The sequence below is a fragment of the Billgrantia gudaonensis genome (assembly GCF_900100195.1).
Taxonomy (GTDB): domain Bacteria; phylum Pseudomonadota; class Gammaproteobacteria; order Pseudomonadales; family Halomonadaceae; genus Halomonas; species Halomonas gudaonensis.
The window spans coordinates 271,274-288,116 of sequence record NZ_FNES01000003.1 but is presented as its reverse complement, the minus strand read 5'-3'; the positions used below and the strand labels follow the sequence as shown (position 1 = coordinate 288,116).

Here is a 16,843-nt window from a genome sequence, read left to right as displayed (position 1 = left end):
CTAAGCTGCCCCTTTCGTCGTTCCGGAAACGGGAAATCGAATGAAGTACAATGACCTGCGCGACTTCATCGCGGCCTTGGAAGCCCAGGGCGAGCTGATACGGGTTTCTGCCGAGGTGGACCCCTATCTCGAGATCACCGAGATCTGCGACCGCACCCTGCGCGCCGGGGGGCCGGCGCTGCTGTTCGAGAACGTCAAGGGCCACGACATGCCGCTGCTGGGCAATCTGTTCGGCACGCCGAAGCGGGTCGCCATGGGCATGGGCCAGGACAGCGTCGAGGCGCTGCGCGAGGTGGGCAAGCTGCTCGCCTTTCTCAAGGAGCCCGACCCGCCCAAGGGCTTCCGCGATGCCTGGGAGAAGCTGCCGATCTTCAAGCAGGTGATGAACATGGGGCCCAAGACGGTGCGCTCGGCACCGGTGCAGGAGGTGGTCCTCGAGAACGAGGACGTCGACCTCGGCCGCCTGCCCATCCAGCACTGCTGGCCCGGCGATGCCGCGCCGCTGGTCACCTGGCCGCTGGTGGTCACGCGCGGGCCGCACAAAACCCGGCAGAATCTCGGCATCTACCGCCAGCAAAAGCTCTCCAGGAATCGGTTGATCATGCGCTGGCTGTCGCATCGCGGCGGGGCGCTGGACTTTCAGGAGTGGCAGGCGGCCCATCCCGGCGAGCCCTTCCCGGTGGCTGTGGCACTGGGTGCCGACCCGGCGACCATCCTCGGTGCGGTGACGCCGGTACCGGATACGCTCTCCGAGTACGCCTTCGCCGGGCTGCTCCGGGGCTCGCGCACCGAGCTGGTCAAATGCGGCCATGCCGACCTGGAGGTTCCTGCCTCGGCAGAGATCATCCTCGAGGGGGTCATCCATCCCGACGACATGGCGCCGGAAGGCCCCTACGGCGATCACACCGGCTACTACAACGAAGTGGACCACTTCCCGGTGTTCACGGTGACACGCATGACGATGCGGCGCGACGCCATCTACCATTCGACCTATACCGGTCGGCCGCCCGACGAGCCGGCGATACTGGGCGTGGCCCTCAACGAAGTCTTCGTGCCGATCCTGCGCAAGCAGTTCCCCGAGATCGTCGATTTCTACCTGCCGCCGGAGGGGTGTTCCTACCGCCTGGCGGTGGTGACCATGAAGAAGCAGTATCCAGGCCACGCCAAGCGAGTGATGATGGGCGTGTGGAGCTTTCTGCGTCAGTTCATGTACACCAAGTTCGTGGTGGTGCTCGACGACGACGTCGACGCGCGAGACTGGAAGGACGTGATCTGGGCCATCACCACCCGCATGGATCCGGCCCGCGACACCGTGATGGTCGAGAACACGCCCATCGACTACCTCGACTTCGCCTCGCCGGTGGCCGGGCTCGGCTCCAAGATGGGGCTCGATGCAACGACCAAATGGCCTGGCGAGACCGACCGCGAATGGGGCACGCCCATCGTCATGGACGAGGCCGTCAAGGCCCGTGTCAGTGAACGCTGGAACGAGCTGGGAATCGCGCTCCCCCAATCTCCTGATGACAAGAGGCATTCATGACGGCAAAGACCCTGACCTGCCGAGTCACGGCAGTGGAGGATCTGACCCCCGACGTGCTCCGGGTTCGCCTATCCGGGCGCGCCGAGGCCATGGCGCATGCGCCGGGCCAGTACCTGGAACTCAAGCTCGACGACGACACCTGGGTGCCGTTCTCCATCGCCAATGCCCACGTGGGTGACGGCGCCCTGGAACTGCACATTCAGCACTGGCCGGAGCGGGAGAATTCGGCCCAGCTTCGGCATCTCGTGCAGACGGCGGAACGGCTCACGCTGCATCTGCCCGGCGGCGACTGCGTGCTGGACGGCGAGAGCACGCGTCCGTTGCTGCTGGTTGCTGCCGGCACCGGTTTCGCGCAGATGAAGGCGATCGTCGAAGCCTCGCTGCACGAGGCTCCCGAACGCCCCATCGAGCTGTGGTGGGCGGCCCGCGAGCGGCGCGACCTCTACCTGGAGAGCCTGCCGCGCGAGTGGGCATCCGAGCACCCGGCCTTCCGCTTCCATCTGGTCACCGAGCGTGCGCCGGAGACGCCGGTTTCCGGTGAGCGGGTCATCGCCCATCGTGGCCGCATCGACCAGGCGCTGGCAGCCACTCTCACCGACGTCAGCGAGCATGACGTCTATCTTTCCGGCTCGCCCGGCATGGTCTATGCCTGCGTGGACGTGCTGGCCTCGTTCGGGCTGGTGGCGTCGCGCACCTTTTCCGATGTCTTCGCCTACGCACCCCGCGATCCCCTGGTGCCCACCCTGGGCAGCCTCAGGCGGGAGGCCGATGCATGAGTGCCGCACCGATACTCATCACCGGAGGGGCCCAGCGTCTGGGACGCCACTGCGCCGAGCGCCTCGTCGACGACGGGCATCCGGTGATCGTCAGCTATCGCCGTGAGCGTGACGAACTGAAGGCGCTGCGCGAGCGGGGCATCGTCACCCTGCAGGCGGATTTCGCGACGGAGGCGGGCATTCACGACTTCCTGGCCCGGCTCAAGGCCGAGACCGGAGCGCTGCGAGCCATCGTGCACAACGCCAGCGATTGGGCGCCGGATTCCTCCGGCGACGAGGCAGGGGCGACCTTCGAGCGGCTGTTCCGGGTGCACATGCTGGCGCCCTATCTGATCAACCTGCACGCTCGCGAGCTACTCGAGGCGTGTCGCGAACCGCAGCGCGACATCGTGCACCTGACCGACTACGTGGTGCAGAAGGGGTCGAAGAAGCATGCCGCCTATGCGGCCACCAAGGCGGGGCTTGCCAACCTGACGCTCTCCTTCGCGGCCATGTACGCGCCGTCGATTCAGGTCAATGCCATCGCCCCGGCATTGATCATGCTGAATGAAGGCGACAGCGAGGCCTACGTGGAGAAGGCCAAGGCCAAGTCGGTCATGGACATGATCCCCGGTCCCGGAGTGATCTATCAGAGCCTTCGTTACTTGCTCGACAATCGTTACGTCACCGGTGTCACCCTGCCGGTGGACGGTGGCCGCCACCTCCGCTAGAGCGCCGACCTCACGTTGGTCACCGGCCGGCCACGGTCGATGGCTGACGCTGCCCAAGGTAAACTTGGCTCTGCCTGAACAGTCGCTGAGCGTAGCCAGCTTTCGGGCAACGCCTAAGGTCCCCTGACGACAAAACGAGGCAATACCATGGCACATCATGACGATTTTCGTGACGACAGCGGTCTGCTCAGCATCATCATGGGCCTGCTCGTGCTGGTGAGCATGAGCTGTCTGCCGGCCACCATCGGTCTTTATCTGCTGCTCGTCGCCTGAGGCCCTTGCCAGCCGTTCTGCATTGCGGCAGGATGAAGCGACGTATCAAGGAGAGAGCCATGCCCCCGATCTTCCACGCCCAGTCTGTGCATGACGACGTTCACGTCGTTGGCGGCGTGCGTGGCTATTGGTTCGGCTACTGGTTTATGACCGGTGTGCCGGTGGCCATGTCCTGAACGCAAGACGCGACATCGCCGGGCGGCACACCACCAGGGCCGCCTCCGCACAGACCCCCGGACGGCTGCCCGCCCGGGGGTTCTGCATTTTGGGGTAACCGACACCGACGTGAGAGACATCAGGAGAGGCACCATGACCGCACCCATCGCTTTCGCCCATCGCCTGCAGACCGGTTTCGCTGGCTACTACGGCTATTGGCGATTTAGCGAAGCGCGGTCGGTTCAGTGCGCCACCTCCGACCGTGAGATTGCCGGTGGCATGAACTCGACACGATGTTTGCCGACCTCACGGAGTTGATCGCCATGAATGCCCCGCTTTCCCTGGCCAAGCGCCAATCCCCCGACACCGCCCGCACTGCCTGTTGCGAAACGCGACTTCCTACCCCGGCCGAGCTGCACGATCGGCTGCCCCTGTCTTCCGAACTCGCCGAACGCGTGGCTGCGCAGCGCGGCGCCGTCAAACGCATTCTCGCGGGTGACGACGATCGCCTGCTGGTGGTCGTCGGCCCTTGCTCGATTCACGATCCTGAGGCGGCGCTGGCGTACGCGCGGCGTCTTGCCGAACTCACGCCTGCGGTGGCCCACCGCCTGCTGCCGGTGATGCGCGTCTACGTCGAGAAGCCGCGCACCACCGTGGGCTGGAAGGGACTCGCCTACGATCCCGACCTCGACGGCAGCGGCGACATGGCGCGCGGACTGGCTCTGTCGCGACAGCTGATGCGCGAGATCGCGGCTCTGGGCCTGCCGGTGGCTACCGAACTGCTGCAGCCGATGCTGGCGCCCTACCTGGATGACCTGCTGGCCTGGGTGGCGATCGGTGCACGCACCACCGAATCGCAATTGCACCGTGAGCTGGCCAGCGGCCTCGAGGCCGCCGTGGGTTTCAAGAACGCCACCGGGGGTGAGGTTCAGGTGGCGCTGGACGCCATGCGCTCGGCGGCCCACTCGCATCGCCACTTCGCCCTGGATGCGGCTGGCCGGCCAGTGGTTCGCGATACCGCCGGCAACGCTCACACCCAACTGGTGCTGCGCGGCGGGCGCAGCGGTCCCAATCACGATGCCGATTCGGTACGCACCGCCCGCGAGTCGCTCACGGATGCTGGGCTGAACCCACGGCTGATGGTGGACTGCAGTCACGCCAACGCGTGCAAGGACCACCGTCGCCAGGCGACGGTGCTGCGCGACATTCTGGAGCAGCGCCGGGCCGGCGAAACGGCGCTGGCTGGGGTGATGCTCGAGAGCCACCTGCACGAGGGCAAGCAGCCGCTCGAGCGTGACCGGCTGCGCTACGGGGTCTCGATCACCGATGCCTGTCTGGGCTGGGAGGAGACCGAGGCGCTGCTGCGCGAGGCCGCCGAGCGGCTTCGCTAGCACCGTCGACAGGTCTACGAGGAGGCGCTGCGGCCCCCTTCTTGGGCGCTACCGATGCCCTGCGGCGCTCTCGCGTCCCGCTCCGCTTGCAGGACCGGTGCTGGCCATCCCTGGCCAGCCCGTTCGGAGCAACGCTCTTCACCCCTGGCATCGGACCTCCTCTTCGACCTGTCCCCGGCGCTCATATCTGACGTCGATTCCGTGACGCGCTGACCGAGCGACTGTACCGGAGCGGGCGATGTCGGGATAATCGCGCCATTCCCGACCGCCCCAAGGAGCCCGACATGCCGTTCACCTTCGAGGACCACGACCCGGACACCTACCGGCGCAAGGCGCGCATCATCAGCGTGGCCATGGCCGGCCAGTTGATCGTCTTCGGGCTGGTGTTCGCGCAGCTGCTCACCGCCACGTTCGGCTCCAGCCTGTGGCTCAATGCGCTGGGCGTGCTGCTCGGTCTGATGGCCACCAGCCTGGTATTCGCCGTGCTGCGCGAGCGTCCCTGGATGGCGGAAATGCGCTACGTGTGGCAGCTCAAGCACCACTTGTCGCGGATCAGCGGCTACCTTTCGAGCCTGCGCCGCGGCGTGGAGGAGGGCAACGACGTCGCTCTGCACCTGCTGACCGTCTACCACCAGGGCATGGCCCAGCTCGCCGAGCTCAACGGCCGCACCCTCGACGACGACAGCGAACTGTTGGCCGAACGGTTGCGTGTGCGGCAACTGCGCCATGAAAAGGGCCTGCCCGAACGCGTCGAGGCGTTCGATCCGGAGGATCTGCGCGCCTTCCGCAAGAGGTAGGCTAACGCCTGATTGTCACGCCTTGGCGGCGTAGGCGTAGAGCAGCGTCTCCTGAGCGCTGATCGGGGCGCTGTCGCCGCGCTGGGGGCGGCGGTAGGTGCCGTCGGGCTGCAAGAGCCAGCTCTGGCAGTTGTCCACCAGGTAGGTTTCCAGGTCCTTGCGCACTCGGGCCGCCAGCTTCCTGTCGCGCAACGGAAAGGCCGTTTCCACGCGGTGGAACATGTTGCGTGCCATGAAATCGGCGCTGGAGCACCAGGTTTCCGGCCTGCCGTCGTTGTGGAAGTGGAAGACGCGGGTATGCTCGAGGAAGCGGCCGATCACCGAACGCACGCGAATGGTCTGCGAGATGCCGGGGAGGCCGGGGCGCAGGCAGCACATGCCGCGAATGATCAGGTCGCATTCCACGCCGGCCTGGGAGGCTCGGTAGAGCGCCTGGATCAGCTTGGGCTCGGTCAACGAGTTGCACTTGATGATCAGGTGGGCGCGCCGTCCGCGACGGGCGTGTTCCGCCTCTCGTTCGATCATTGCCACCACGCGTTCATGCAGCGTGAAGGGCGCATGCAGCAGCGTCTCGATGTGTCGGGCACGGCCCATGCCGGAAAGCTGCTGGAAGACCTTGTGCACGTCGGCGCATAGCGTTGGATTGGCCGTGAGCAAGCTGTAGTCGGTGTACAGCTTGGCCGTTCTGGCGTGGTAGTTGCCGGTGCCGAGGTGAGCGTAGTGGCGCAGCTTGCCCCGCTCGCGACGCACGATGTGCACCATCTTGGCGTGGGTCTTGTAGGCCATTACGCCGTAGATGACGATGGCGCCGGCCTCCTGCAGCCGCGAGGCCAGCGCCAGGTTGTCGGCCTCGTCGAAGCGCGCGCGCAGCTCGATCACCACCGTGACTTCCTTGCCGTTGCCGGCGGCCTCCACCAAAGCGCTGACGATGGTGGAGTCGGCGCCGGTGCGATAGAGCGTCTGCTTGATGGCCAGCACGTCGGGATCGCGTGCCGCCTCGCGGAGCAGATCCTCGACCGGCGCGAAGGACTGAAAGGGGTGGTGGAGCAGGATGTCGCCGGCGGCGATGGCCGAGAACAGGCTCTCCTTGCGCAGCAATGGCTTGGGAATGCCGGGCGTGAACGGGCGATAGAGCAGGTCGGGGCGGTCGACTTCGCCGAGTACCGACATCATGCGCGTCAGGTTGACCGGACCGCTCACGCGATACAGGTCGGCTTCCTCGAGCTCGAACTGCTTGAGCAGGAAAGAGGCCAGCTCTTCGGGGCAGTTGTCGGCCACCTCCAGGCGCACGCCGCTGCCGTAGCGTCGCGCCAACAGTTCGCCGCGCAGCGCCGAGGCCAGGTCGGAAACCTCTTCTGGATCCACGGAGAGGTCGGCGTTGCGGGTCAGGCGGAACTGGTAGAGGCCACGCACCGCCATGCCGGGGAACAGCTCTTCGGCGTGGGCATGAATCATCGACGACAGGAACACGAACTCGCGAAAGCCGTCTTCGCACAAGGCGTTCGGCAGGGCGATCACCCGCGGCAGCGAGCGGGGAGCGGGCAGGATGGCCAAGCCCCCTTCGCGACCGAAGGCGTCCTTGCCCTCGAGTTCGACGATGAAGTTGAGGCTCTTGTTGACCAGCCTCGGGAAGGGATGCGAAGGGTCCAGGCCGATGGGGCTGATCACTGGCATGATCTCGGCTTCGAAATAGTCGCGTACCCAGCCTCGCTGCTCGACGTTCCATTCGCCACGGCGACGGAAGCGCAGTCCATGGGCTTCCAGCGCGGGAATCAGCGCCTCGTTGAGGATCTGGTACTGGCGTGCCACCTGGGCGTGGGCCAGTTCGCTGATTTCGCTGAGTACCGAGCGCGGTGAACGTCCGTCGGCTCCGGTCGACTCATCGCCCAGCGCGATCTGGTGCTTGAGGCCGGCCACGCGGATCTCGAAGAACTCGTCCATGTTCGACGAGAAGATCAGCAGGAACATCAGCCGGTTGAGTAGCGGGTGGGCTTCGTCGAGGGCCTGCTCCAACACGCGGATGTTGAACTGCAGGTGCGAGAGTTCGCGGTTGAAGTACAGACTCGGGTCGCCGAGGTCGGCTTCCGGGTCGGGAATCGCCTTGGGCTTGATCCCGGTCCCGGTCTGGTTGAGCCGCGGCGTGACGGGCTCGCCAGCGGTGTCGGCCGGCGCCTGGGCGTCACCGACTCGTGACGATGGGGTATCGGATGCAGGATGGCTGTGCGAGTCTTCCATGGTTCCTCTCATCATCGAGCCGGAAGGGCACAGCCTTCCGGTCACTGGGCGAGCATTCGTGCCGCGCGTTTGGCGAAATAGGTCAGCACGCCGTCGGCGCCGGCACGCTTGAAGCAGAGCAGCGACTCGAGAATCACCGCGTCGGCATCCAGCCAGCCGTTCTCGAAAGCGGCCATGTGCATGGCGTACTCGCCGCTCACCTGATAGGCGTAAGTGGGCACCTTGAGCTCTTCCTTGACGCGGCGTACCACGTCCAGGTAGGGCATGCCGGGCTTGACCATCACCATGTCGGCGCCCTCGGCGATGTCCATGGCCACCTCGTGGAGCGCCTCGTCGCCGTTGGCCGGATCCATCTGGTAGGTACGCTTGTCCGCCTTGCCCAGATTGGCGGCCGAACCCACGGCATCGCGGAAGGGGCCGTAGTAGTGGGAGGCGTACTTGGCGCTGTAGGCCATGATGCGCACGTTGGGCAGGTGCTCCTGCTCCAGTACCCGGCGAATCTCGCCGATGCGACCGTCCATCATGTCCGAAGGGGCGACCACGTCGGCGCCGGCCTCGGCGTGGGAGAGCGCCTGTTTGAGCAGCGTCTCCACGGTGCGGTCGTTGAGCACGTAGCCGCTGTCGTCGATGATGCCGTCCTGGCCATGACTGGTATACGGGTCCAGTGCCACGTCGGTGATCACGCCGAGTTCCGGAATGGCGTCCTTCAGAGCGCGCACGCTGCGTTGCACGAGGCCGCCGGCATGGTAGGCCTCCTCGGCCAGCTCGCTCTTGAGTGCCGGATCCACTACTGGGAACAGGGCCAGAGCGGGAATGCCGAGCTGATAGGCCTCGCGCGCTTCCTCGATCAACAGGTCCAGCGACAGCCGCTCGACGCCGGGCATGGAGGGGACCGCCTCGCGGCGGTTCTCGCCTTCCAGCACGAACACCGGCCAGATCAGGTCGGCGGCAGTCAGGGTGGATTCGCGCATCAGACGACGGGAAAAATCATCGCGACGCATGCGCCGCATGCGCGTGGCGGGAAACTGGCGCGGTATCTGGAAACTCAAGGTGCTTCTCCGGCTGGTGTCTCGAAACGCCACCCGGGCAGTCTAGACGTGCCGGATGACGTTTCGATGACAAGTGGGTCGTGACAACGAGTATATCAGTGTCGCAGGGTGCCGGAAGTCGCGCCTTGTCGCACCCGGCGCGACTCACTACAGTGTTGGCTTTCAGGCTACGGTTGCGGGCTTCCCTCGGGCGGGCCGCTCAGAGGAGGATAAGAGCATGAGCAAACAGGTGGCGGTCATCCTGTCGGGCTGCGGCGTTCAGGACGGTTCGGAGATCTACGAAACGACGCTGACGCTGCTGCGGCTGGACCAGCTGGGCATCGGCTATCGCTGTTTCGCCCCGAATATTTCGCAGCAGGACGTCGTCGACCATTGCCGTGGCGAGGCAGTCGACGGGGAAGAGCGCAACGTGCTGGTCGAGGCGGCGCGACTGGCGCGTGGCGACATCGCACCTCTCGAGGCGCTCGATGCCGACGACTTTGACGCGGTCATCCTGCCCGGTGGGTTCGGTGCCGCCAAGAACCTGTCGAACTTCGCCGCCGCCGGCAGCGATATGGAAGTGCTCGAGGCGCTCACGGCGGTGATGGAGGACTTTCATGCCGAACGCAAGCCCATCGGGCTGATGTGCATCGCACCAGTGTTGTCACCCAAGCTGCTGGGACCCGGCGTGGCCGTCACCGTGGGCCATGACCCCGGCGTAGCCGGCGCGATAAGCACCATGGGCGGATTGCACCGTAGCTGCGGCGTGGAAGACATCGTGGTGGATTTCGAGAACCGCGTAGTGTCGACGCCAGCCTACATGCTCGCCACTCGCATCAGCGAGGCAGCCACCGGCATCTTCAAGCTGGTCGACCGCATCGACGAAATGATGGATCTGTGACCCGGCTGCGCCGGGAGCTGTAAGCTATAAGCCGTCAGTTAAACCTCCAGAGCATCGAGCCTTGGGGGTTTTCTTATGGCTTACAGCTTAAAGCTTATCGCTCAAAAGTCGTCTTCCGCTTCGCGTTTCTTGCGGCGTGCGAAGCGGCCGAACAGCAGACCGATCTCGTAGAGCAGGTACATGGGAATGGCCAGCAGACTCTGCGAGATCACGTCCGGCGGGGTGAGCAGCATGCCCACCACGAAACAGCCCAGCACGATGTAGGGCCTCTTCTTGGAGAGGCTTTCCACCGTGGTGGCGCCGGAGACGATCAACAGAAAAGTAGCGATGGGAATCTCGAAGGCCACGCCGAAGGCGAAGAACAGCTTGAGGACGAAGTTCAGGTACTGGTTGATGTCGGTCATCACCGCCACGTTCTCCGGCCCGGTCTGGGTGAAGAACTCGAACAGCAGCGGAAAGACCGCAAAATAGGCGAAGGCGGCGCCGGCATAGAAGAGCGCTATGCTGGAGGCCAGTATCGGCAGGGCCAGCGCCTTCTCGTTGTCGTAGAGGCCGGGCGCCACGAAAGACCATGCCTGGTGGAGGACGTAGGGGATGGCGGCGAACACCGCCACCACCAGGGTCAGCTTGAAGGGGGCCAGGAAGGGCGAGGCCACCTCAGTGGCGATCATCTGCGAGCCCTCGGGAAGCAGCGCCATGAGCGGCTGCGCCACGAAGGTGTAGATGTCGTTGGCGAAAGAGTAGAGCGCCAGGAAGATCACCAGGATCGCCACCACCGCTCGGAGCAGACGCGAACGGAGTTCCACCAGATGCTCGATCAGCGGAGCCTGGGCCAGGTCCGGTTTTTCGTTGGGGTCGCTCATCGGGGCGAGACATCCCTCTTGTCATCAGCGGAGGTGGTGTCGTCCTTGACATCGGTCAGGGCGTCGTCGAGACGTTCGGCGGCCGGTTTGGTCGTCTTTTCGTCGGACGCCGGAACTCCGCGCCGCTGGGGAGGAGGCTCCTCGGCGAGGCTTTCCACGTCGCGCTTGGCCTTGCCGAGACTTTCGTCGAGTTTGCTCTGCTGTTCCTTGAGCTTCTGACGCAACTCCTCGGCTTCGAGTTGGGCATTGATTTCCTTCTGCATGCCCGACACGGTGCGCTTGACCTTGCCGACCCACAGACCGAGGGTGCGCGCTGCCTTGGGCAGCCGCTCGGGGCCCAGCACCAGCAGCCCGACGATGCCGAGCAGCAACAGTTCGAGAAAGCCGATATCGAACATGGCGGCTTACTTGCGCTCTTCCCGGTCCTCGACCTTGTCCTCGGTCTTCTCTTCGGCCCGCACGTCATAGGTGTTGGGCGTCTCCTCATGAGTGACCTTGGCCTGGGATTTGTCCTTGTCTTCCTTGTCCTCTTCGTTGACGGCCTGCTTGAAGCCCTTGACGGCGCCGCCCAGGTCGCTGCCCACGTTGCGCAGCTTCTTGGTGCCGAAGATCAGGATGATGATGCCGAGTACGATCAGCAGCTGCCAGATACTGATACCACCTAACATGAAGGTTACCCCTCTGGTTCGCGTGTCCGGTCATACCGGACGTCGAGTTCACTTTGACCTTGCGGCCTTCTCTTCGTGCCCGGAAATGCCGAAGCGCTGGCCCAGCTCGTCGAGTACGTCGCGGTGATCGAGCCCTAGATGCGACAGCATCACCAGACTATGAAACCACAGGTCGGCCGTTTCGGCGATCAACGCTTGACGTTCGGCATTGCCGCCACCCTCGGCATCCTTGGCTGCCAACAGGGTTTCCGTGGCTTCCTCGCCCACTTTCTCGAGTATCTTGTTCAACCCGCGGTGATGCAAGCTGGCCACGTAGGAGTCGGCAGGATCGGCGCTGCGGCGGCTTGCCAGCACGTCGAAGAGTTCGTCGAGAATATCACGCATGACAGGTGCTCCGATTGCGGTGGATCAAGGTCACTGCCAGAGCAGCAGGCCCAGCCCGATGATGCCGGCGCCCAGCACCGTCAGGGGCTGGTCGGCGGTCCACTCCAGCAACGGCTGCCAGGCCAGTGCGAAGGCGATCAGCAGCAGCCCCAGGCGCAGGCGGCGCCGGCTGCGACGCCCCTGGCGGAGTTCGGCGCCGATGCGTGTGACGGCCGTGGCCTGGCGATGGCGCTGGCGCCGCTCGTGTTCGACCTGGGTGAGCGCCTGGTGGGCGAGCACCGGGAGCTCAGGCAGCTGGCGCGACAGTTCCGGAGCCTGGCGCTTGAGCGAATCCCACAGGCCTCCGACACCGGCGCGCTCCTTCATCCAGCGCTCCAGGTAGGGTTTGGCGGTGGTCCACAGGTCGAGATCAGGATAGAGCTGGCGTCCCAGCCCCTCGATGTTGAGCAGGGTCTTCTGCAGCAGCACCAGCTGTGGCTGCACCTCCATGTTGAAGCGGCGCGCGGTCTGGAAGAGTCCCAGCAGCACTTGACCGAAGGAAATGTCCTTGAGCGGCTTCTCGAGGATCGGTTCGCACACCGTGCGGATGGCGGCGGCGAACTCGTTGGCGCGGGTATCCTCGCTCACCCAGCCGGACTCGATGTGCAAGGCCGCTACTTCGTAGTAGTCCTGATGGAAGAACGCCAGCAGGTTGCGGGCCAGGTAGTCCTGGTCCTCGCGAGTGAGGCTGCCGACGATGCCGCAGTCGATGGCGATGTACTGGGGGTCTGCGGGGTGCTCGCGGGAGACGAAGATGTTGCCGGGGTGCATGTCGGCATGGAAGAAGTTGTCGCGGAACACCTGGGTGAAGAAGATTTCCACACCGCGTTCGGCGAGTTTCCTGAGGTCGGTGCCCTGGGCCTTCAGCGCGGCCGTGTCGGCCACCGGGATGCCGTAGATGCGTTCCTGAACCATCACCCGCCGGCGCGTGTGGGGCCAGTGGATGCCAGGCACGAACAGCAGCGGCGAATTCTTGAAGTTGCGTTTGAGCTGGGAGGTATTCGCGGCTTCCTTGTAGAGATCCAGCTCGTCGAACAGGGTGGCCTCGTAGTCGCGCACCACCTCCACCGGTCGCAGACGGCGCGCCTCGGGAATGCGTGCCAGCACGGCGGCGAAGCGATACATCAACGCCATGTCCTGGCGCATCACCCGCTCGATGCCGGGGCGGATGATCTTGACGACCACCTCTTCGCCGCTGTGCAACCGGGCGGCGTGCACCTGGGCAATGGACGCCGAGGCCAGGGGGTCGGGTTCGAAGTGGGCGAAGGCGAGATTCAGCGGCAGCTCCAGTTCTTCCTCGACCAGCGCTCGGGCCTCGGCGCCGGGGAAGGGAGGGACCTGGTCCTGCAGGCGCCTGAGTTCGTCGGCGATGTCTTCCGGCAGTAGGTCGCGGCGCGTGGAGAGCAGCTGTCCGAACTTGACGAAGATGGGGCCCAGCGATTCGAGGGCCAGGCGCAGGCGCTCGCCGCGGGAGTGGTGGCCGAGCGGTATCAGCCGCAGCGGGGAGAGGGCGAACAGCAGACGTAGCGGCCAGGGCAGGCGTTCCAGCGGCAACAGCGTATCGAGGCGATAGCGCGTGATCACCCAGAAGATGCGGAAGAGTCGCAGGGCCATCATGAGCCATCCCCTTCGTCGAGACGGCGGCGGAGTCGGTCGAGGCGCGCCGCCACGCGGTCGGTGGCCACTTCCAGCTCGGTGAGGTGATCGCGCAGGTTGTCGAGCTGATGGCGGCCGGGCAGCAGGCGGGCCTCTTCGAAGACGTATTCGGCGATGTCGGCGGAGAGCTCGCGCCGGGTGCGCGCTCCCCAGTGGGCCAGCCCGCGCAGGCCTTCGGCCAGGCCGTGAGCCGGCATGTCGCCGAGCCAGTGAGCGAGTTCGGCTTCCCAGTCCAGGTCGAGATCGAGCACCAGCTCGCGAACGGCCTCGAGCTGGTGAACCTGGCCGCGCACGGCGAGTCGGCCCTGGAACATCAGACGCTCCATGGAGGCACCGCCCAGCAACTCGCCGAGGGTCTCGGCATCGAGCTCCACCACGGCGTCGGCGGTCGTGTCGTCGCCACCTTCCAGACGTATCAGGTCCACGCCCTGGGCATGGAAGGCCATCAGCAGCTCGAATCGGGGCTGCTCGAAGCGCAGCACGATGCGATTGCCGGCCAGGCGAGCCAGGCGTGCAGGAGCCGCGGGGTCGCGGGCGAGCAGGGCGTTGAGCGTGCGCTCGATGCCGGCCAGCAGCAACATCACAGCTTGATGCCGCGGTGCAGGGCGACGATGCCGCCGGTGAGGTTGGTGTATTCCACCCGTTCCAGACCGGCGGCCTCCATCATGCCCTTGAGGGTCTCCTGGTCGGGATGCACGCGGATCGACTCGGCCAGATAGCGGTAGCTGTCGGCGTCGCCCGCCACCAGCTGGCCCATGCGCGGCAGCAGGCGGAAGGAGTACTCGTCGTAGGCCTTGGAGAGCAACGGATTGACCGGCTGGGAGAACTCCAGCACCAGCAGGCGTCCTCCGGGCTTTAGCACGCGGGTCATGGAGCGCAGCGCGGCGTCCTTGTCGGTGACGTTGCGCAGCCCGAAGGCGATGGTGATGCAATCGAAGGTGTTGTCGGGAAACGGCAGGGCCTCGGCGTTGGCCTGGACGTACTCGACGTTGCCGCCCACGCCGTTGTCGAGCAGTTTGTCGCGCCCCACGCGCAGCATCGACTCGTTGATGTCGGCCAGCACCACGCGCCCGCGCGGGCCCACCAGACGAGAGAACTTGAGCGTCAGATCGCCGGTTCCGCCGGCGATGTCGAGTACGCTGTGGCCGGGGCGCACGCCGGCGCGTTCGATGGTGAGGCGCTTCCACAGGCGATGGATGCCCAGCGACATCAGGTCGTTCATGACGTCGTAGCGGGCCGCCACGGAGTGGAAGACATGGGCCACTCGCGAGGCCTTTTCCTCGACCGGGACTTCCTGGTAGCCGAAGTGGGTGGTGCGCTTGTCGCTGGGGCTCATGCCGTGGGGCTCCCGAATCGCTGCGGTGATCGACAGGCCTGCCGGCCTCGAATGCGCGATATTGTAGCCTTCCCCGGCGGCGATTGTCTTGACGGGAGTGGGGCATCACCACACGGGCCTGTGCCGGCGATAGCTCTGCGGGGAGGCGCTGCGAACCCCTCCATGGGCGCTACATTCGCCCTGCTGCGCTCTCGCATCCCTGCTTCGCTTGCAGGACCTGGGTTGGCCATCCATGGCCAACCCGTTCGGAGCTGCGCTCCTCACCCCTGTCGAATGTAGCGCCCCTTCGAGCTATCCCCGGCGTCCCGCGTAGTGCTCTACAGCTGCTTGATCTCGATGCCCAGCGGCTCGCGGCTGGCGCCGGCTTCCTCCAGGCGCTGCAGGTAGTCGGCCCAGTTGGCCTCGCGATTCTCGATCAGCCACCACAGGTAATCCCAGCTGTAGAGGCCGCTGTCGTGGCCGTCGTCGAAGTGCAGCTTGAGCGCATAGCGCCCGGTGGGCGTGACGTTCTTGAGCCCCACGAACTTCTTGCCGACCTGCAGCGTCTCCTGGCCGCGGCCGTGGCCGCGTACCTCGGCGGAGGGCGAGAAGACGCGCAGGTACTCCACCGACAGCCGGTAGTGCTCGCCATTCGGATAGCTCAGCTCCAGTTCGCGGGCCTGCTTGTGGTAGTGAACGTTGCTGGGAATGGGGGCGGACATGGCTGACTCCTGGCTTCGAGCTTCGAGCTTCGAGCTTCGAGCGGCTCGTGGCCCGAAGCCCGTGGCTTACAGAATATACCGCGACAGATCTTCGTCCATGGCCAGTTCGCCGAGCTGCGAGTCCACGTAGGCGGCGTCGATGGTCAGGGGGCTGCCGATGCCCGAGCCCTGGAACGAGGCCTCCTCGAGCAGGCGTTCCATGACCGTGTGCAGCCGCCGTGCGCCGATGTTCTCGGTACCTTCGTTGACCTTCCAGGCGATCTCGGCGATGCGTTCGATGCCGTCGCCGGTGAATTCGACCTCGAGCCCTTCAGTGGCGAGCAGCGCCTGGTATTGCTTGGTCAGCGAGGCGGATGGCTCGGTGAGGATGCGCTTGAAGTCGTCGGGGGAGAGCGCATCGAGTTCGACGCGGATCGGCAGCCGACCCTGCAGCTCGGGGATCAGGTCCGAGGGACGCGACAGATGGAAGGCGCCCGAGGCGATGAACAGGATGTGGTCGGTACGCACCATGCCGTGCTTAGTGGAAACCGTGGAGCCCTCGATCAGCGGCAGCAGGTCGCGCTGCACGCCTTCGCGGGAGACCTCGCCGCCGCTCGACTGGCCGCTGCCCTTGGCGACCTTGTCGATCTCGTCGAGGAAGACGATGCCGTGCTGCTCCACCGCCTCGATGGCACGGTGCTTGATCTCCTCCTCGTTGACCAGCTTGGCGGCCTCCTCGTCGCGCAGCAGAGCGAAGGCGTCCTTCACCGCTACGCGGCGGGTCTCGGTCTTCTGCTTGCCCATGCCGGCGAACAGGTTCTGCAGCTGGCTGGTCATCTCCTCCATGCCCGGCGGCGTCATGATGTCGATGCCCGGGCCCTGGGGAGTGATCTCGATGTCGATCTCCTTGTCGTCGAGCTGCCCCTCGCGAAGCTTCTTGCGGAAGGTCTGGCGGGTGCCGCTGTCCTGGCGCGGCTGGTCCTCCTGGCCGCGGGGCGGCGGCAGCAGGGCATCGAGGATGCGATCCTCCGCGGCGTCCTCGGCGCGGTGACGCACCTCTTCCTTGGCTTGTTCGCGCACCAGCTTGAAGGCCGCTTCGGTGAGGTCGCGCACGATCGACTCGACGTCGCGGCCCACATAGCCCACCTCGGTGAACTTGGTCGCCTCGACCTTGATGAAGGGCGCCCGGGCCAGCTTGGCCAGGCGGCGGGCGATCTCGGTCTTGCCCACCCCGGTGGGGCCGATCATCAGGATGTTCTTGGGCGTCACCTCGGTGCGCAGGTCGTCATCGAGCTGCATGCGCCGCCAGCGGTTGCGCAGGGCGATGGCCACGGCACGCTTGGCCTCCTGCTGCCCGATGATGTACTGGTCCAGGGCGTGGACGATCTCGCGAGGGGTCATCTGGGTCAT

At 65.6% G+C, this 16,843-nt stretch carries 19 protein-coding genes; 8 read left to right on the top strand and 11 right to left on the bottom strand.

The genetic code is table 11. The annotated features are described in order from the left end of the window. The first annotated feature begins 40 nt into the window (after positions 1-40). The 7 genes from ubiD to BLP96_RS05285 all read left to right on the top strand — a co-directional run bounded on the left by ubiD (position 41) and on the right by BLP96_RS05285 (position 5,643). The gene (ubiD, locus tag BLP96_RS05305) at positions 41-1,540 is read left to right on the top strand and encodes a 4-hydroxy-3-polyprenylbenzoate decarboxylase (protein WP_089683860.1); all 1,500 of its coding nucleotides are present in this window, start codon (positions 41-43) and stop codon (positions 1,538-1,540) included. Next, positions 1,537-2,316: an NAD(P)H-flavin reductase gene (locus BLP96_RS05300; RefSeq protein WP_089683858.1), complete on the top strand. Its 780-nt coding sequence runs from the start codon at positions 1,537-1,539 to the stop codon at positions 2,314-2,316. The genes ubiD and BLP96_RS05300 overlap by 4 nt, the downstream gene beginning before the upstream one ends. Next, complete coding sequence (gene folM / locus BLP96_RS05295) at positions 2,313-3,026, top strand: dihydromonapterin reductase (protein WP_089683856.1); 714 nt, start codon at positions 2,313-2,315, stop codon at positions 3,024-3,026. The genes BLP96_RS05300 and folM overlap by 4 nt, the downstream gene beginning before the upstream one ends. A 147-nt stretch (positions 3,027-3,173) precedes the next feature. Further along, positions 3,174-3,299 carry a hypothetical protein gene (locus tag BLP96_RS20475; RefSeq protein WP_281182549.1) on the top strand — a complete coding sequence of 42 codons (126 nt, stop codon included), beginning with the start codon at positions 3,174-3,176 and terminating at the stop codon, positions 3,297-3,299. Between the two features lie 309 nt (positions 3,300-3,608). Further along, on the top strand, positions 3,609-3,773 hold the full coding sequence (locus BLP96_RS20095; RefSeq protein ID WP_176761464.1) for a hypothetical protein: 165 nt from the start codon (positions 3,609-3,611) through the stop codon (positions 3,771-3,773). 5 nt (positions 3,774-3,778) lie between these two features. Further along, positions 3,779-4,846 (top strand): 3-deoxy-7-phosphoheptulonate synthase, encoded by a 1,068-nt coding sequence (locus BLP96_RS05290; protein WP_089684087.1) that lies wholly within the window; start codon positions 3,779-3,781, stop codon positions 4,844-4,846. Between the two features lie 284 nt (positions 4,847-5,130). Continuing rightward, positions 5,131-5,643 carry a DUF3087 family protein gene (locus BLP96_RS05285; RefSeq protein WP_089683854.1) on the top strand — a complete coding sequence of 171 codons (513 nt, stop codon included), beginning with the start codon at positions 5,131-5,133 and terminating at the stop codon, positions 5,641-5,643. Positions 5,644-5,658: 15 nt separating this feature from the next. Here BLP96_RS05285 and ppk1 read toward each other — a convergent pair whose 3' ends face one another. Both ppk1 and hemB read right to left on the bottom strand, forming a co-directional pair. Further along, positions 5,659-7,878: a polyphosphate kinase 1 gene (gene ppk1 / locus BLP96_RS05280; RefSeq protein WP_089683853.1), complete on the bottom strand. Its 2,220-nt coding sequence runs from the start codon at positions 7,876-7,878 to the stop codon at positions 5,659-5,661. 41 nt (positions 7,879-7,919) lie between these two features. Beyond that, positions 7,920-8,927, bottom strand: a complete 1,008-nt coding sequence (gene hemB, locus BLP96_RS05275) for a porphobilinogen synthase (RefSeq protein ID WP_089683850.1) — start codon at positions 8,925-8,927, stop codon at positions 7,920-7,922. 217 nt (positions 8,928-9,144) lie between these two features. Here hemB and elbB point away from each other — a divergent pair, with 217 nt between their 5' ends. Further along, complete coding sequence (gene elbB / locus BLP96_RS05270; RefSeq protein ID WP_089683848.1) at positions 9,145-9,807, top strand: isoprenoid biosynthesis glyoxalase ElbB; 663 nt, start codon at positions 9,145-9,147, stop codon at positions 9,805-9,807. A 101-nt stretch (positions 9,808-9,908) separates the two neighbouring features. Here the strand turns inward: elbB and tatC are convergent, their stop codons facing one another. From tatC to hslU, 9 genes are all read right to left on the bottom strand, one after another. Beyond that, a complete protein-coding gene (gene tatC, locus BLP96_RS05265; protein ID WP_089683846.1) occupies positions 9,909-10,670 on the bottom strand; it encodes a twin-arginine translocase subunit TatC in 762 nt (253 codons plus the stop codon). Then, positions 10,667-11,068: a Sec-independent protein translocase protein TatB gene (gene tatB / locus BLP96_RS05260; protein WP_089683844.1), complete on the bottom strand. Its 402-nt coding sequence runs from the start codon at positions 11,066-11,068 to the stop codon at positions 10,667-10,669. Before tatB ends, tatC begins: the two co-directional genes overlap by 4 nt. Positions 11,069-11,074: 6 nt before the next feature. Beyond that, positions 11,075-11,338, bottom strand: coding sequence for a Sec-independent protein translocase subunit TatA (gene tatA, locus BLP96_RS05255; protein ID WP_089683843.1), 264 nt, complete (start codon positions 11,336-11,338; stop codon positions 11,075-11,077). Positions 11,339-11,386: 48 nt separating this feature from the next. Beyond that, positions 11,387-11,722: a phosphoribosyl-ATP diphosphatase gene (locus BLP96_RS05250; protein ID WP_089683841.1), complete on the bottom strand. Its 336-nt coding sequence runs from the start codon at positions 11,720-11,722 to the stop codon at positions 11,387-11,389. A 30-nt stretch (positions 11,723-11,752) separates the two neighbouring features. Continuing rightward, a complete protein-coding gene (ubiB, locus tag BLP96_RS05245; protein ID WP_089684085.1) occupies positions 11,753-13,375 on the bottom strand; it encodes a ubiquinone biosynthesis regulatory protein kinase UbiB in 1,623 nt (540 codons plus the stop codon). Beyond that, entirely contained in the window at positions 13,375-13,998 is a 624-nt protein-coding gene (locus BLP96_RS05240) for a ubiquinone biosynthesis accessory factor UbiJ (protein WP_089683839.1), read from the bottom strand. The genes ubiB and BLP96_RS05240 overlap by 1 nt, the downstream gene beginning before the upstream one ends. Then, positions 13,998-14,753 carry a bifunctional demethylmenaquinone methyltransferase/2-methoxy-6-polyprenyl-1,4-benzoquinol methylase UbiE gene (gene ubiE, locus BLP96_RS05235; protein WP_089683836.1) on the bottom strand — a complete coding sequence of 252 codons (756 nt, stop codon included), beginning with the start codon at positions 14,751-14,753 and terminating at the stop codon, positions 13,998-14,000. Before ubiE ends, BLP96_RS05240 begins: the two co-directional genes overlap by 1 nt. Before the next feature lie 317 nt (positions 14,754-15,070). Then, the gene (locus BLP96_RS05230; RefSeq protein WP_089683834.1) at positions 15,071-15,454 is read right to left on the bottom strand and encodes a gamma-butyrobetaine hydroxylase family protein; all 384 of its coding nucleotides are present in this window, start codon (positions 15,452-15,454) and stop codon (positions 15,071-15,073) included. A 66-nt stretch (positions 15,455-15,520) separates the two neighbouring features. Continuing rightward, positions 15,521-16,843, bottom strand: a complete 1,323-nt coding sequence (gene hslU, locus BLP96_RS05225) for an ATP-dependent protease ATPase subunit HslU (RefSeq protein ID WP_089683832.1) — start codon at positions 16,841-16,843, stop codon at positions 15,521-15,523.